We start from the raw sequence: 16,937 nt of genomic DNA, 5'->3' as shown, positions 1-16,937 counted from the left end.
ACCGTTTGATCCCGGTACTCGGGACATAAATACCATTTATTTATGTTAGAAATGACCAAAATCCGCGCTGAGCGTGATGAAATCATCACTGCATTAAAAAAGCGCAACATCGATGTTACGGAAACAATTGATGCAATTATTGAAAAAGATCAGCAATGGCGTGCAGCAAAAACGTCCATGGAATCTATTGCGTCGGAATTGAATAAGATTGCAAAAGAAATTGGTGAATTCTTCAAAAGTGGTAAAACTTCAGAAGCGGAAGCTGCAAAAGCAAAAACCGCAGATCTAAAACTGGAAGAGAGCCAGCTGAAAGTGCAGGTGGATGCCCTGGAAGATGAAATTACAAACCTCTTGTATCAGATTCCAAACGTTCCGAATAGCCTGGTAGTTGCAGGTAAAAATGAAGAGGATAATGAAACGGTTGAAGTAGTTGGTGAACCGGCAGTATTGCATAATAATGCACTTCCTCACTGGGAACTGACCAAGAAATTTGATCTGATTGATTTCGAGTTGGGTGTTAAGATCACAGGAGCCGGTTTCCCGGTTTACAGAGGTAAAGGAGCTAAATTACAACGGGCTTTAATCCAATTCTTTTTGGAAGAAGCAGAAAAAGCCGGTTACGAAGAATTTATTGTTCCTCACGTAGTAAATGAAGCGAGTGCATATGGTACAGGACAGCTTCCGGATAAAGAAGGTCAGATGTATTACATGCCTGTGGATGATTTATATATGATTCCTACAGCAGAAGTTCCTCTGACAAATATTTACCGTGATGTAGTCTTGCCTGACGAGAATTTCTCCATCAAAATGACGGGTTATACACCTTGCTTTCGCCGTGAAGCAGGAAGTTATGGTGCCCATGTGCGTGGTTTGAACCGTTTGCATCAATTTGATAAAGTAGAAATTGTTCGTATTGAGCACCCGAAAAATACGGATCGTGCATTAACTGAAATGGTTGATCACGTAAAGGGATTGCTTGAAAAATTAGGATTGCATTACCGTATTCTACGGTTGTGTGGTGGTGATACAGGTTTTGCATCTGCGATGACCTATGATTTTGAAGTGTTTTCTGCAGCACAGGAGAAGTGGTTGGAGGTGAGTTCTTGCTCCCGTTTTGATACCTTCCAGGCAAATCGTCTGAAACTGCGTTTCAAAGGAAGTGATAAGAAGAATCACCTTGCACACACATTGAACGGCTCTGCTTTGGCTCTTCCGCGAATCATGGCATCTATCATGGAGAATTATCAAACCTTAGATGGAATTGAGATCCCGGAAGTACTTCACAAGTATACCGGTTTCACAAGAATTGATTAATAATAAAAAGAGATATAAAGAAGCACGATGGATTTTCCTCGTGCTTTTTTCAATTTTACCCGAAACGAAACCATTCATTGTCCAATAATATTTTTGAATATTCATTTATATAGCCGGAATATTCATGCATATAATTAATTGATACAACAATTGTCCTGGTTCTGACAAGAGGTTTTTCCCTATTTTATAGGTTAAACGGTGGTTGTAAAAAGACCAGCCCCCATTTTCTGTAGACTAATTCCTATGAACACGGTATTTTGGTTTTGCTAGACGATTCACTTTTTTTTGCGTCATTGAGGTGTTGTGTTTAATACTTGAGTTATGAAGACTAGAATGCCAATCTTTGGTGTACTGAACATATTGTTTGGTGCACTTATGTTCACCTCGACTATTGCGAACGCGCAATATTGTGATTCAATAACACCTTCCTTTGATGTCGATTTGTCGGCAAGTCCTTATATGAATTGGGTAAGTCCGGGTACCGACAGAGATGGGTTTTGCTGTGGGGCATCCGCTCCGGATGAATGTTTGGAGTTTATAATTACACTCAATCCAAATGCTGCTGCTGTAGTTTTTAATATTGCATCCGGTGCAGTGCCTCCCGGTGCATTGTTCTATCAAATTGATTGTGGTACACCTACTGCGGTTGGAACCCCGATTTGTTTGTATGGAACCGGTCCTTTTCATCTCACATTTTGTAAGCCCGGAAATAATATTAATACCTTCTCCATTGAAACAATTCCCAACCCGATCTTCGGTCCGAATCTGACCTTGGGAGATGGTTGTTCCGATGAATTATGGGTACAATTCTACGATGAGAGCACAATTACCTGGAATAGTATTAATCCCGGAGTATTAGGTTCGCAAAACGGGTTGCTTTCCTGTACAATGGCTTGTGATACGGTGTTGGCATTAAACAATTCTCTAGCACCGCCGGTTGTTGAATACCTGGTTTGTGGTATGGCCGCAAATGGATGTACTACTGAACCGATCTGTGATACACTAAGCGTTAATTTTGCACCTGCGTTAACGGCTGCAATCTTAGCTCCTGATACTGTACTTTGTCCGTCGGAACTTACTGTTCCTGCAACAGCCCAGGCTCAGGGCGGAACACCTCCATATACTTATCTGTGGTCTAACGGGGCCAATACATCTGCAACTGGCTTGGGTGTTGGAACACATACCGTCAGTATTACAGATGCAAGCAATTGTATTATTCGTCAGGCTTCGGTGACTGTAACCCAGTTACCGGTACCAATAATTGATGCAGGAGCCGAAATAGATGTTTGTTTAAATTACATTGGAGCTATTACACTTAGCGCCACCGCATCAAATACACAAGGTGTATTGTGGTCGGGTGGATCAGGAACGTTTTCACCCAGTGATACATCATTAGTGGTCGATTACTATCCCGGAGCCGGCGAATTCAGCACAGGAATCGTTCAGATCCAGGTAGAAACAGTTAATAATACCGGTTGTCCCGAGGTTTCGGATAGTACCCAAATAGTTTTTAATCCGGTACTGGAATCAGTTGTGATAGAAACACAGGATGTTTCCTGTTTTGGAATGACTAATGGTACGGCTTTGGTTACAATGACCGGATTTACAGGTCCGTATACATTTGCATTTGACGGAGGCGCTTATAATTCTTCGAATGCAACTTCAAACCTTGCTCCGGGAACGCATACAGTGAGTGTATTGAATTCCATTGGTTGCGATACACTTCTTTCGTTTGAAATTTACGAGCCTGCACTTCTTCAAATTGGGGAATTAAACAGAACCAATGTAACGTGTTTCGGCGGATCGGATGGATCTGTTACGGTTCAGGCTACTGGAGGTTATGGTACTTATTCTTATGTTTGGAATACCAATCCTGTTCAGGTCACCGAAACAGCATCCGGTTTGGTTGCCGGTAATTATACAGTTACTGTAACTGATGAAAACGGATGTACAAGTGATTTGGTATTGATAATTACCGAACCTCTGCCATTAATGAATAATTTCAGTATCGTTCAGCCGAGTTGCAATGGGTTTAATGACGGAAGTATTCAGACATCAGTTTCAGGAGGAACAGGTCCATATCAGTATAGCTGGAATACGGGTGCGAATACAGCTTCTGTAAACGGATTGATTTCGGGAACTTATTCAGTAACAATTACGGATTCAAACGGATGCATTTTGAATCAGAGCACTTTTGTTGCTCAGCCGGCACTTTTGACGATGACTATTTCTCAAGACACTGCTATCTGTCCAGGTAGTCCGGTTATTATAGAAACTCAGGTAAGTGGTGGAAGCAGTCCCTATTCATTCAGCTGGTCACCACAAAGCGGAAACGCTGGTCAGTTAACGGTTTCACCGCTTGTTCAGACAACATATACCTGCAGTGTTACAGATATAAATGGCTGTGTAGTTAGTTCTTCCGCCACCATTACCATGATAACATTAGACCCGGCAGATATTTATGCAACTATTTCGGATTCAATTATTTGTTCGGGAGAAAATGTGCTGATTAATGGCGCTTATACAGGCCCGGATCAAACAGTCGTACTTTCCTGGGCACATTGTTCTTCCTGTCCGATCAATCAAACACTCACACCATCCGCAACAACCACCTATACCATTTCTGCGGTGAATCAGTGCAATCAGCAAATTACATCTGAAGTATCAGTTATGGTAGTCGATCCTCCGGTTGTAGATTTGAATCCGGATTTAGGAACATATTGCCAAGGAGAATATTTCTCTGTTTCCAATTCCGGAACGAATGATCCTTTGTGGACTTATACCTGGGATTTTGGTGATGGGACAATTTCCCACGATGTGGTAGGAGTACATGTGTTCAATACTCCGGGACAATACGAGATCAACCTGACTATTGTTAATCAGTATGGCTGTCAGAGTGCCTCAGCTGCAAGTGGTACGGTAACAATTAATCCTCGGGCGATAGCCTCATTTACATCAGACAAACTGGAAGTAACTACAATTGATCCTGAGTTCCATTTCACCAATTCATCCCAGAATGCTTCGGAATATGAATGGCATTTCGGAGATAACGAGATGAGTTATGTAACTAATCCGACACACAGTTACGATACTTATGGAGAATTTTCAGTTATACTGAATGCAAATAATCAATACAATTGCCCGGATCAGGCTCATTTGGTGGTGATCGTAAAACCGTCTTTTGAATTGTTTGTTCCGAATGCGTTTACACCAGACGGAGATGAATTCAACAATACATTCACAGCAAAAGGATATGGCATTTTAGAAACTGATTTTAGCATGGAGATATACAACCGCTGGGGAGAATTGATTTTTGAATCCCACAATATGGAAATAGGCTGGGATGGTTCCTACGGATCAGGCACGGAGCAAGTTCAGGACGGGACTTATACGTGGGTAATCCGTTTCAGGGATTTGACGAATACCAAACATGAGAAAAACGGACATTTGAGTTTGTTAAGATAGTTTCACAGGAAAACAAAACACAAAAATCCCCCGTTTAATGAGGAGGATTTTTGTGTTGCTGGTTGCGAATTCGCGATATCGCGAACAGCCCAGTGTTTACGAGGATTTTGAAAGCTTTTGGATTCGTTCTTCAAACTGTTTTAAGGGCTCAGAATTCAGGTGAAGTACATCGTAGTGAATGCGATACTTGTTTAGCAAAAGATTTGCACGCCTTAAACAATTGATATGTCTGTGAATAGAAGCTTTATTAAGATTAAGGTGAGAAATAAGTGAGGTTTGAGTAACTAACATTTCCTCTTGAATTAATTCAATAATTCTGGTTCTTGCAGGATGTCCTAAGGCATTTGCGATTTTTGAAAACTTAAGTTCCTCTTTGCTGTAATTGTTCGGTTTAATTAGTCCCATTTTTAACTGATTTCTATTTAAGTTAGGAAATATTGGGCTTTATCACAATAGGATTTCAATTTTTTTTCTATCCTTGGTTGCAAGTTCGCGATATCGCGAACAGCCCTTATTTTAATTGGCTTTTAGCCAAAAAACGAAGGAAATTACACCGACTTTTTTTTGTGAATTATATGGAAACAATCATTTTGTGTAATTTAGTCTCATGCTTAGAATCCCCCCTTTTCTAATACTGCTTGCATTCCTTCTGTCTTGCGAAAGCAAGCTGGGTAAGTTTGAAGAAGATATTCTGTTTTCAAAAGCTACCAATGATTCTGTGCAGAACTTACTTCAGCAGTTAGACACCAACCAGGTCCTGAAACTGCGCGGCAAATCAAAAATGATGTTGTTGAATTTCAACATCGAATTGGGAAATGATACCCTTGATATCGAAACAGCAAAGGAAATCGATGGATTTATTCAGGCCTACAGGGCAACGGACTTCTTCACAACGGAGGTCAGACAGTTGAGAAAAGCCAACATGGAACAGCGGGAAAGGCTGCAAAAATTGCAATCGGATATTGAAACCGGTGCAGGCGACAGATCAACTTATTACGAACACGTTCAGCTGGAACGAAAGGAAGCAGGACAGATCCGGGCACATAGTTTGATATTGGAAAAACAATTTATAGATTTTAAACAATCTTACGAGCAATTTAAACCTACATTTGAGCGTTTTAAAGTTGTACACTAAATAGATCATGAAACAAGCCCTAATTCTGTGTTGTATTTTTTTGTCATTTGCATTATCCGCTCAAACGAGTACCGATCAGCAATTGGCAAATTTGTATTACAACAATGGCGAGTTTGAAAAAGCACTTCCGTATTTTGAAAAGATAATTAACAAGCAAAGCACCAAGTTTGATCAGCTGCGCTATGTGGATTGCCTGGAAAAAACAAATCAGGTTAAGGATGCCGAAAAGTTTCTGAAAAAACTGGTTTCCGCCAATTCAACCGATTTTGATTATACCATTGCATTAGGTGATCTATACGAACGGACCGAACGGATTTCCCAAACAGAAAAACTGTATAATGACCGGATTAAACAAGTCGCTTCGAATGGATATGAAGTGATTGAGTTGTATAATTCATTCATCAAAAAAGGAAAGGTAGACTGGGGTTTAAAAACCCTGGAAACGGGAAGAAAGGAACTGAAGAAAAGTTATCCCCTGCAGATTCAATTTGCTGAAGTTTATTCCATGCTTGGCAGAACGGACGAAATGATTGATGAGTATTTTGATATTCTGGATCAGTATCCGAATTATGCCAGCAATATTCAGAACGCACTTACAAAACAAATCGATTTTTCGGAAGATAAAACGGGTGTCTACCAAAAGCTGAAAGAAAAACTCCTTGTCCGGATTCAGAAAAAGCCCAACGATTTTGTGTATTCCGAAATGCTTATTTGGCTCTTTATTCAAAAAAAGGAATTCAAATCTGCTTTGACACAGACACAAGCCCTGGATCGCAGGGAGAAAGGAAACGGGAACCGTGTGATGGATTTGGCTGAAACCTGTGTGGAAAACAGTGATTATGCAGTAGCACGGTCGGCTTACAACTACGTTATTGACCAGGGATCCCAAAACCCGAATTATTATTCGGCTTACAGTGCTTTACTAAATATACGTTACCGCGAAATTACGGTGGAAAAGAAATACCAGCCACAGGATATTATTGACGCTGAAAAAGAATACCGTAAAGGCTTAAAATTATTAGGCTGGGGAAGAAATGCGGTTTACACGGCAAAGGAATTGGCTGAAATAAAAGCTTACTACGGAAATGATGCCGAGGGTGCGGCAAACTTGTTGGATAGTTGCCTGGCAGTGCAGGGATTGTCTGATTTGGAGAAAGCACAGATTAAGATGGCTTTGGCAGATGTGTTGATTTTAAAAGATGACATTTGGCAGGCGTCACTTTACTACATGCAGATCGACAAAGATTTCAAATTCGAAACCATTGGTTCGGAAGCTAAATTCAAGAATGCACGTATTTTCTATTACGACGGTGATTTCAGATTTGCCCAATCTCAACTGGATATATTGAAAGAATCTACCAGTAAGTTGATCGCCAATGATGCGATGAAATTATCTGTGCTCATCACAGACAACTTAGGCCTGGATAGCAACTATACCGCAATGTATCAATTCGCCCAGGCAGATTTACTCCTGGAGCAACATCAGTACGAACGGGCGTTTAAACTCTACGATTCCATCAATGCGGCTTTTCCTGATCATGGTTTGGCAGATGAAATCCTTTTACGAAAAGCACAAGCAATGCAACACCAGGGAAGATGGCAGGATGCCCTGGATTACCTCAATAAAATTATCACCTACCACATGGATGATATCCTGGCCGACGATGCGATTTTCACGATTGCCGAAATCTACGAGAACAATCTTCACGACAAGGAAAAAGCAACCGAGTACTACAAGAAGATCTTATTCGAATGCAAAGGAAGCTTACTGACAGTTGAAGCTCGTAAACGCTATCGTGCATTGCGCGGAGATGTATCCGATTCGGAAGATTTGTAACCTCTGTCTTGATCTGTCTTCCCCAAAGATTGGTTTGTAAATAGCTTAAAGAGGTACTATTTCCCCACCTCTTACACTGCGAAACTTTAGTGCTGAAAGCCCTGACCAAAGCGTCAGTGGAAGCAGTGTTTCACTTTCAAACTACGAAGCTCGAAAGAGCGAAGTAGGGAATAACCTACGAAGTCGAGGACGAAGTAGGTTTCACATTGTAACCTCGTGCTCCCGATGGCTATCGGAATCGTTTGCTTTGTGCTTAAATAATTACAAGTACGGAAAATCGCAACTCACATTCCAATCAAAGGACCTTTCTTTGTCTAATATCTTATGCTGGAACGGATGAAGCTTAGTATCCTTATCTTTTTATTCTTTGGTCTTGCTCTCAATAAGGTAAGTGCACAGAATGCGTTTAGAGAATTAGTGGTTTCCCCGGATGATCTGATTGGAGGGCCGCGTATCAATTACATGCAGGGAAAAGATGGATTCCTGGGACTTGCGTTTAATCTGGGATGGCATGAAACGGGTTATCTTCCGCTTAAACATGTTGGATTTGCAATTGGTTCGGACATAAAACTGTCCAACTCATTGCTTATGGCCCCGAAAATTACCTTAGAGTACAGGTACCTGGTCGGGATAGTAAGGCTCACTTATCTCTATTACACTGATTTCAACCGCACATTTGAAAATCGGGTTTCTGCAGAGATCGGATTTTCCCTGCTTGGTTTTGCCGACTTAACTTATGCCCACACTTTCGGATTCAATAATGATCCCTTCAATTTAGGGAATGACTATTTTAACTTAACTATTAGTTTTCCACTGATAATGAAGGGTCTTTGAACCGGGTATTTTTTAAAAGATCACTTTTAACATTTTAATTTTAGAATCAAAACAGGAACTAGCTGTCTCATCAATAAGCCTTTATCATCGCTCTACAAATACTTTTCTTCGACCAACGTTTTTACTGGGTTTCAAATGTGTTTTACCTGTAATTTAGATTAAATCTAAATAGGATTTTGCGCCATTTGTTCTTGTTAAAAAGTATTAAATTCGCGTGTCTTAAAAACTAGAGATTATGTCTTCTGCAGAAGATTACTTACCGATATTACTCCAGGCAGGTGTTGCCCTGGGTTTTGTTATACTTGTATTAGTAGTGGCTCCTATGCTTGGGCCAAGACTAAGAGGTAAAAAGAAAGATGCCAACTGGGAATGTGGTATTGAAGAAGTTGGAAACGCTCGTTTTCCGATCTCCATCCGTTATTTGTTAACCGCAATTTTATTCGTTCTGTTTGATGTGGAAGTAATCTTCTTCTATCCTTACGCTGTGAATTTCAAAGTTTTACAGTCAGACGGTCTGATAGCGGTAATTGTTTTCGTGGCATTCTTCCTTACAGGATTTTTCTACGTACTTAAAAAAGGTGCTTTAGAATGGGAAAAGTAGAAATTATCAATGGTGTAGAAACCATTAACGGAGAAGGGTTTCAATTGACATCGCTTGACAAAGTCATTGGAGCAGCTCGTGCAAATTCTGTTTGGCCTCTGCCGTTTGCTACCTCTTGCTGTGGTATCGAATATATGGGGACGATGGGAAGTAACTACGACGTTGCTCGTTTTGGAATGGAACGCATGTCTTTCTCTCCGCGCCAGGCAGATCTGTTGATCGTTGCCGGTACGATCTCGAAAAAATTAGCTCCGATCCTGAAACAGGTTTACGAACAAATGGCTGAACCGAAATGGGTTTTGTCTGTGGGTGCTTGTGCTTGTTCAGGTGGAATTTTTGATACTTATTCCGTGTTGCAGGGAATTGACCGCGTTATTCCGGTAGACGTTTACGTTCCCGGATGTCCGCCAAGACCGGAACAAATCATCGAAGGCTGTATGAATATTCACCGCCTGGTGAAAAGCGAATCACTTCGCCGTCGTTATTCGGACGAATACAAGCATTTGTTGAAAAAATATGATTTGAACGATGAGTAATTTGACAAACGAAATGGTTTTAGCTCGTCTGCAGGAAAAGTTTGGCGATGCTATCCGCAACCATGAAGAACCATACGGATTATTGACGATCGAAATTCAATCCGATAAAACACACGATCTGATCGCTTGGCTGAAAACGGATGAGGTATTAAAAATGTCCTTTCTGACATTGATCGGTGGAGCTCATTTTCCGAATGATAAAGGCCGTGAGATCTGTGTAAACTATCACCTTCATTCCTTAGTGAATAATGTGCGTTTGCGCGTTCGGGCATTTCTTCCGATCGAAAACCCAAGTATTCAATCCATTATTGATATTTACATCGGTGCAGATTGGCAGGAGCGTGAAACATACGATTTCTTCGGAGTGATCTTCGAAGGACATCCGAATCTGACTCGAATCCTGAACGAAGACTCAATGGATTACTTCCCGATGAGAAAAGAATATCATTTGGAAGACGCAACAAGAGAAGATAAGGATGATCGCTACTTCGGTAGGTGAGAAAGCGCAGCTTTCGAAGACCGGGCAATAGCAATCGCACATTGCGTTATGCGAGGGAAATGAGACATAAACCAAAAAGAAATTGAGTAGCTAATAAAGAAACTATGAGCGATACTCCTAATAAAAATAAAAGTTTGTTTGCCGATGAAACCATCGACGGGCAAATTGCAACACTAAACCTTGGGCCAACTCACCCTGCAACACACGGAATTTTCCAGAACGTGTTGACAGTGGACGGAGAGAAGATCCTGGGTTCGGTTCAAACTGTAGGATACATTCACCGCGCTTTTGAAAAACTGGCGGAGAGAAGACCTTACAATCAAATTACACCTATTACAGACCGGTTAAACTACTGTTCTTCTCCAATCAACAACATGGGTTGGGAAATGACAATGGAGAAACTGATCGGGGTGCAGGTTCCTAAGAAAGTAGATTACATGCGTGTGATCATCATGGAATTGGCGCGCATTGCAGATCACCTGGTTTGTAATTCGGTAATTGGTGTGGATACCGGAGCATTGACGGGATTTACCTACATGTTCCAGCAGCGCGAGTTGATCTATGAATTGTATGAAGAGGTATGTGGTGCACGTTTGACAACAAACATCGGTCGCATCGGAGGTTTCGAAAGAGATTTCTCTCCGACTTTCCACGTAAAGCTGAAAAAGTTCCTCAAAGAATTTAATAAGCACTTCCAGGAATTCGACGACTTATTGTTGCGCAACCGTATTTTCATGGATCGTACGATCGGTGCAGGCCCTATTTCAGGAGAACGCGCTTTGGATTATGGATTCACAGGTCCTAACCTGCGCGCGGCAGGAGTGGATTATGACGTACGCGTTATGACACCTTATTCTTCTTACGAAGATTTCGATTTCATAATTCCGGTTGGAACGCAGGGAGATACTTATGATCGCTTTTGTGTTCGCCAGGAAGAAGTGCGCCAAAGTTTGAGAATCATCGAACAGGCATATAACAACATGCCGGAAGGAAGCTATTTCTCACCGGATGTTCCTGAATTCTATTTGCCTACGAAAGCAGATGTTTATACGAAAATGGAAGCATTGATCTACCACTTCAAAATCGTAATGGGAGAAACACCTGTTCCGGTCGGAGAGGTTTATCATGCAGTAGAAGGAGGAAACGGAGAATTGGGATTCCATTTGATTTCAGATGGAGGAAGAACACCATACAGACTTCAGTTTAGAAGACCTTGTTTTATTTATTATCAAGCATATCCGGAAATGATTACCGGTCAAACCATCTCAGATGCCGTATTGACATTAAGTAGTTTGAACGTGATTGCAGGAGAATTGGACGCATAAGATGAGTATATCAGTTACACATAATAATACAGATCAGGCTGAACCGCAATTCAGTGCTGAGAAATTGGTTGAGGTACAACGTATCATCAACATGTTTCCGGAAGGGAAGCAGAAAAGTGCATTGATGCGTATTCTTCATTTGGCAGAAGAAGAGTTCGGAGGATGGCTGAGTGTGCCTACAATGAATTACGTTGCCGGCTTGTTGAATATTCAACCGATCGAAGTGTATGAAGTAGCAACTTTCTATACCATGTTTAATATTGAGAAACCTGGAAAAGTTGTTTTGGAAGTATGCAGAACAGGACCATGTATGTTGGTCGGTTCGGATCAGATCATCGAACACATCGAACAAAAATTAGATATCAAAGTTGGTCAGACTTCGGCAGATGGAATGTTTACATTAAAAACTGCAGAATGTTTGGGAGCTTGTGGTTACGGACCGATGCTGCAATGCGGGAAACACTACCACGAACACTTAACTCCTGCTAAAGTAGACGAGTTATTGGATACCTTGCGTAAAGAACATTCAGAGAAATAGGAATGGGAAGAAAATTATTATTGGAACATGCAAACGTTCCCGGAATTGAAACTTTTGAAGTCTACCGCAGAAACGGGGGTTACCGTTCTGTAGAAAAGGCTTTGAAAACGATGTCACCGCAAAATGTGGTAGAAGAAGTTCAGGCATCCGGATTGAGAGGTCGCGGAGGGGCAGGATTCCCAACAGGAATGAAATGGTCTTTCCTGGCAAAACCGGAAGGAGTTCCACGTTATTTATTATGTAACGCGGATGAATCCGAACCGGGAACTTTTAAGGACCGTTACCTGATGGAAAAGATCCCGCATTTGCTGATCGAAGGAATGATCACTTCTTCTTATGCTTTGGGATGCAACCAATCATACATTTATATCCGCGGAGAATACATGTGGGTTTTGGAAATTGTGGAGAAAGCAATTGCTGAAGCGTACGCAAACGGATTCCTGGGGAAAAATATCCTGGGTTCGGGATATGATCTGGACCTGGCAATTTGTCCGGGTGGCGGAGCTTATATCTGTGGTGAAGAAACTGCATTGATCGAATCGTTGGAAGGAAAACGTGGGAATCCGCGTATCAAACCACCGTTCCCGGCTGTAAAAGGTTTGTGGGGATGCCCGACGGTAGTAAACAATGTAGAATCCATCGCAGCAGTTGTTCCGATCGTAAATGACGGAGGAGCTGAATACGCAAAGATCGGTATTGGAAAAAGTACCGGTACAAAACTGATTTCTGCTTGTGGAAACCTAGTAAAACCGGGTGTTTACGAAATTGAATTGGGATTGTCTGTCGAGGAATTCATTTACTCTGACGAATGGTGCGGTGGAATCGCAAACGGAAAGAAAATCAAGGCTTGTGTGCCCGGAGGATCATCAGTTCCGATTTTGCCTGCAAACCTGATCACAAAGACAGCGGAAGGAACGGATCGTTTAATGACTTACGAAAGTTTGGCAGAAGGTGGTTTCGCTTCAGGATCGATGTTGGGTTCCGGAGGTTTTATCGTATTTGATGAAGATCAGTGTATCGTAAGAAATACATGGAATTTCGCACGTTTCTACGCACATGAATCATGCGGACAATGTTCACCTTGCCGTGAAGGAACCGGATGGATGGAGAAAGTTCTTCGTCGTTTGGAGTACGGGCAGGGTCACATGCACGATATTGATTTATTGGCTGAGATCAATAAGAAAATAGAAGGAAATACGATTTGTCCGTTGGGTGATGCAGCAGCATGGCCGGTAGCGGCGGCGATTCGTCATTTCAGAGAAGAATTTGAATGGCACGTAACTCACCCGGATGAAGCTGTAAAACGCAACTTCGGAATTGCGTCAAGTCACATGCCTTTAGTATAAAATAGAGATTCCATTATGGTAAAAGTTATCATTGACGATATCGAAGTAGAAGTAGAACCGGGAACAACGATCTTGAATGCTGCTCGTATGATCGGTGGAGATGTAGTTCCTCCTGCAATGTGTTATTACAGTAAACTGCAGGGAAGTGGAGGTAAATGCAGAACGTGTTTGGTTGAAGTAGCCGCCGGTTCTGCTGCAGATCCGCGCCCGATGCCCAAATTGGTTGCTTCTTGTTCCACTCCGGTAATGGATGGAATGATTGTGAAAAACAAAACCTCAGAACGCGTTTACGATAATCGCGCAGCTGTAACAGAGTTCTTGTTGATCAATCATCCCCTGGATTGCCCGATTTGTGACCAGGCAGGTGAATGTCATTTACAGGATCTTGGTTTTGAACACGGAAAAGAAGGAACACGCTACGAAGAGAAACGCAGAACGTTTGATCCGATCGATATCGGTGATAAGATCAAGTTGCACATGAATCGCTGTATTTTGTGCTACCGTTGTGTTTACGTGGCAAATCAATTAACGGATAAACGTGTTCATGGTGTGATGCACCGTGGAGATCATGCGGAAATCTCAACCTATATCGAGCAGGCAATTGATAACGATTTCTCCGGGAACGTAATTGATGTGTGCCCGGTTGGAGCATTGACGGATAAAACATTCCGTTTCAAAAGCCGTGTGTGGTTCCTGAAACCAATGGAAGCATCTTGTGAATGTACGAAGTGTGCAGGTAAAGCGGTTGTTTGGATGTTTGGTGATGAGATTTACCGCGTTACGGGTCGTAAAGACAGATACGGAGAGATCGAAGACATCGACGGAAAAACTGCCTGGATTTGTAATGAATGCCGTTTCGACAAAAAAGATAAAAGCATGTGGAATATTGCAGGACCACGTGTGATTAATCGTCATTCGGTGATTTCTCAAAATCAATACCTTGTTGACGAGCGAATCGAATCCAAAAAATTAACAGGAAAGTAAGATGATCATAAAATTAATCATAGTTGTTGCCTTATTCGCAATTACACTGGGGATTGCAGCTTATCTGACTCTAATGGAGCGAAAGGTTGCTGCCTGGATGCAGGATCGTATCGGACCGGATAGAGCCGGACCTTTCGGTTTGCTTCAACCGCTTGCAGATGGTGGAAAAATGTTCTTTAAAGAAGATTTCCGTCCGACAAATGCAGATAAATGGTTGTTTATTATCGGGCCGGGAATTGCCATGTTTACCTCGCTCATTACGGGTGCGGTAATTCCGTGGGCACCAGCTTTAAAAACGGCAACTGAAACAATTGCAATTCAGGTTGCGGATGTAAATATTGGAATTCTCTTTATTATGGGAGCTGTTTCCGTCGGGGTCTACGGAATCATGATCGGGGGCTGGTCTTCCAACAACAAGTTCGCCTTATTCGGAGCAATTCGTGCAAGTTCTCAGATGATCTCTTATGAATTGGCAATGGGAGTTTCAGTCATTACAATTGTAATGATGACGGGTTCATTGAGCCTGACTAAAATCGTTGATATGCAGCATGGCTTTTGGGATAACGGATGGTTTACCTGGAATGTATTCAAACAGCCGATCTGTTTCGTTGTATTCTTAATTACTGCTCTGGCAGAATGTAACCGCGCTCCGTTCGACTTACCGGAGTGTGAATCGGAGTTGATCGGGGGTTACCACACGGAATACGGTGCAATGAAATTAGGATTCTTCCTTTTTGCAGAATATGTAAATATGTTCATTTCCTGTGCAGTGATATCAGCTTTGTTTTTTGGAGGGTATAACTTCCCGGGAATGGACCATTTTTCTGGACTTACACTGACTATTCTTGGCGGAGTGGCTTTCTTCGTAAAAACATTCTTCTTCATCTTTGTATTCATGTGGATCCGCTGGACTTTACCACGCTTCCGTTACGATCAGTTAATGCACATTGGTTGGAAGAAAATGATTCCGATTGCATTGATCAACTTATTGATCACCGGAGTTGTGATTGCTTATACGGAAGGCTGGTTTTCCAAAAGCAAGGACGCTGAATCTGCAAGCAATGCCAAAACAGAGCAACCCTTAGGTGTGAATACATCCTTTGAAAAGACAAAAACTGGAAATAGCTTATAAATATTCGAATGGAAAGTTTATCAAATCGTAAAAAAGTTGTTTCGAACAAGAAGATGAGCTTCATGGAGAAACTTTACTTCCCGGCAATTTTGGGAGGTATGTGGATCACATTGAAGCATGTTTTCAAGAAACACAATACTATTAAGTACCCGGAAGTAAAACGTGAGTTTGCTCCCGTTTATCGTGGTCAGCACGTACTGAAACGCGACGAACAAGGCCGTGAAAATTGTACTGCTTGTGGATTGTGTGCAGTTGCATGCCCCGCTGAAGCTATTACAATGACTTCGGAGGAACGTAAAAAAGGAGAAGAGCACTTATACAGGGAAGAAAAATACGCATCTACCTATGAGATCAATATGTTGCGTTGTATTTTCTGTGGTTTGTGTGAAGAAGCATGTCCTAAAGAAGCAATTTTCCTGACGGATAGAATGGTTCCTACCTTTTTTGAGCGTAACGATTTTATCTATGGAAAGGATAAATTGGTTGAACCGGTGGATCAGCGTGTGGATATTAGTAAAAGACAATTAACCGGAAAAAGACCTGCGTAATGAGTTTAGATATCCTATTTTATATTCTTGGTGGACTAACAATCGGAACAGCTTTGATGGTTGTTTTAAGTAAACACCCGGTAAGAAGTGTTTTGTACCTCGTACTTACGTTCTTCCTGATTTCAGCAAACTACGTATTGATGAATGCCCAGTTTATTGCAATTGTAAACATCATTGTTTATGCAGGAGCGATCATGGTACTTTTCCTCTTCGTGTTGATGTTATTAAATCTCAATAAAGAAAACGAACCGAAACATTCTCCTTTGATGACCATTGGTGCGGCCATTGCCGGAGGAGCTCTGTTCCTGGTAGTCGTTGCAGCAATGCGGGAAGCAATTTTGGCTACTCCGATGATCGATACAAATTCCGAAAAAGTGGGATTGGTCGAAAATTTGGGTCAGGTTCTATTTACAAAATACGTGCTTCCTTTTGAAGTTTCTTCCATCTTGTTCTTGGCCGCAATGGTCGGAGCAGTTCTTTTAGCAAAAAAAGAAAAACAAACTATAGAGTAATATGTTATTAGCGACATTATTTGAATCAGGAGTAAAGATTGAACATTACATGGTACTTGCTACGGCATTGTTTGTCATTGGTGTTTTTGGAGTGCTTTACAGAAAGAATGCAATCATTTTATTGATGTGTATTGAATTAATGCTCAATGCGGTGAATTTGTTACTCGTAGCGTTTTCAACTTATTTCGGACAGGCCGACGGTCAGCTTTTCGTATTCTTCATCATGGTGGTTGTAGCCGCTGAAGCTACGGTTGGTTTATCGATCCTCGTGCTTCTTTTCCGCAATACCCGCTCAGTGGATATTCGATTGTTTAATAAATTAAAAAACTAA

The 16,937-nt window shown here is 41.6% G+C and carries 16 protein-coding genes; all 16 read left to right on the top strand.

Features of this window, described 5'->3' with window-relative positions; translation table 11 throughout:
• The first annotated feature begins 42 nt into the window (after positions 1 to 42).
• The 16 genes from serS to nuoK all read left to right on the top strand — a co-directional run bounded on the left by serS (position 43) and on the right by nuoK (position 16,937).
• Entirely contained in the window at positions 43 to 1,314 is a 1,272-nt protein-coding gene (serS, locus tag K0S23_RS10775) for a serine--tRNA ligase (protein ID WP_300357048.1), read from the top strand.
• Positions 1,315 to 1,635: 321 nt separating this feature from the next.
• On the top strand, positions 1,636 to 4,779 hold the full coding sequence (locus K0S23_RS10770) for a PKD domain-containing protein (protein ID WP_300357046.1): 3,144 nt from the start codon (positions 1,636 to 1,638) through the stop codon (positions 4,777 to 4,779).
• A gap of 607 nt (positions 4,780 to 5,386) precedes the next feature.
• Positions 5,387 to 5,914: a hypothetical protein gene (locus K0S23_RS10765; protein ID WP_300357044.1), complete on the top strand. Its 528-nt coding sequence runs from the start codon at positions 5,387 to 5,389 to the stop codon at positions 5,912 to 5,914.
• Between the two features lie 7 nt (positions 5,915 to 5,921).
• A complete protein-coding gene (locus K0S23_RS10760; RefSeq protein WP_300357042.1) occupies positions 5,922 to 7,751 on the top strand; it encodes a tetratricopeptide repeat protein in 1,830 nt (609 codons plus the stop codon).
• Positions 7,752 to 8,087: 336 nt separating this feature from the next.
• Positions 8,088 to 8,585, top strand: coding sequence for a hypothetical protein (locus K0S23_RS10755; RefSeq protein ID WP_300357040.1), 498 nt, complete (start codon positions 8,088 to 8,090; stop codon positions 8,583 to 8,585).
• Positions 8,586 to 8,820: 235 nt separating this feature from the next.
• On the top strand, positions 8,821 to 9,186 hold the full coding sequence (locus K0S23_RS10750; protein ID WP_300357038.1) for an NADH-quinone oxidoreductase subunit A: 366 nt from the start codon (positions 8,821 to 8,823) through the stop codon (positions 9,184 to 9,186).
• Positions 9,174 to 9,722: an NADH-quinone oxidoreductase subunit B gene (locus K0S23_RS10745; protein ID WP_300357036.1), complete on the top strand. Its 549-nt coding sequence runs from the start codon at positions 9,174 to 9,176 to the stop codon at positions 9,720 to 9,722. Before K0S23_RS10750 ends, K0S23_RS10745 begins: the two co-directional genes overlap by 13 nt.
• The gene (locus K0S23_RS10740; protein ID WP_300357034.1) at positions 9,715 to 10,221 is read left to right on the top strand and encodes an NADH-quinone oxidoreductase subunit C; all 507 of its coding nucleotides are present in this window, start codon (positions 9,715 to 9,717) and stop codon (positions 10,219 to 10,221) included. Before K0S23_RS10745 ends, K0S23_RS10740 begins: the two co-directional genes overlap by 8 nt.
• Before the next feature lie 104 nt (positions 10,222 to 10,325).
• Positions 10,326 to 11,546 (top strand): NADH-quinone oxidoreductase subunit D, encoded by a 1,221-nt coding sequence (locus K0S23_RS10735; RefSeq protein WP_300357032.1) that lies wholly within the window; start codon positions 10,326 to 10,328, stop codon positions 11,544 to 11,546.
• A gap of 1 nt (position 11,547) precedes the next feature.
• Positions 11,548 to 12,084, top strand: coding sequence for an NAD(P)H-dependent oxidoreductase subunit E (locus K0S23_RS10730; RefSeq protein ID WP_300357030.1), 537 nt, complete (start codon positions 11,548 to 11,550; stop codon positions 12,082 to 12,084).
• Between the two features lie 2 nt (positions 12,085 to 12,086).
• Positions 12,087 to 13,430 (top strand): NADH-quinone oxidoreductase subunit NuoF, encoded by a 1,344-nt coding sequence (nuoF, locus tag K0S23_RS10725; RefSeq protein WP_300357028.1) that lies wholly within the window; start codon positions 12,087 to 12,089, stop codon positions 13,428 to 13,430.
• 15 nt (positions 13,431 to 13,445) lie between these two features.
• The gene (locus K0S23_RS10720; RefSeq protein ID WP_300357026.1) at positions 13,446 to 14,414 is read left to right on the top strand and encodes a 2Fe-2S iron-sulfur cluster-binding protein; all 969 of its coding nucleotides are present in this window, start codon (positions 13,446 to 13,448) and stop codon (positions 14,412 to 14,414) included.
• A 1-nt stretch (position 14,415) separates the two neighbouring features.
• A complete protein-coding gene (gene nuoH / locus K0S23_RS10715; RefSeq protein ID WP_300357024.1) occupies positions 14,416 to 15,546 on the top strand; it encodes an NADH-quinone oxidoreductase subunit NuoH in 1,131 nt (376 codons plus the stop codon).
• Positions 15,547 to 15,554: 8 nt separating this feature from the next.
• Positions 15,555 to 16,094 (top strand): NADH-quinone oxidoreductase subunit I, encoded by a 540-nt coding sequence (locus K0S23_RS10710; RefSeq protein ID WP_300357022.1) that lies wholly within the window; start codon positions 15,555 to 15,557, stop codon positions 16,092 to 16,094.
• Entirely contained in the window at positions 16,094 to 16,606 is a 513-nt protein-coding gene (locus K0S23_RS10705) for an NADH-quinone oxidoreductase subunit J (protein ID WP_300357020.1), read from the top strand. The genes K0S23_RS10710 and K0S23_RS10705 overlap by 1 nt, the downstream gene beginning before the upstream one ends.
• Position 16,607: 1 nt before the next feature.
• Positions 16,608 to 16,937, top strand: a complete 330-nt coding sequence (gene nuoK / locus K0S23_RS10700; protein WP_300357018.1) for an NADH-quinone oxidoreductase subunit NuoK — start codon at positions 16,608 to 16,610, stop codon at positions 16,935 to 16,937.

This window comes from Fluviicola sp. (assembly GCF_029266855.1).
Taxonomy (GTDB): Bacteria; Bacteroidota; Bacteroidia; order Flavobacteriales_D; family Crocinitomicaceae; genus Fluviicola.
Note: the sequence above shows the minus strand (reverse complement) of the source record. Positions and strands in the feature narration are given on the sequence as shown.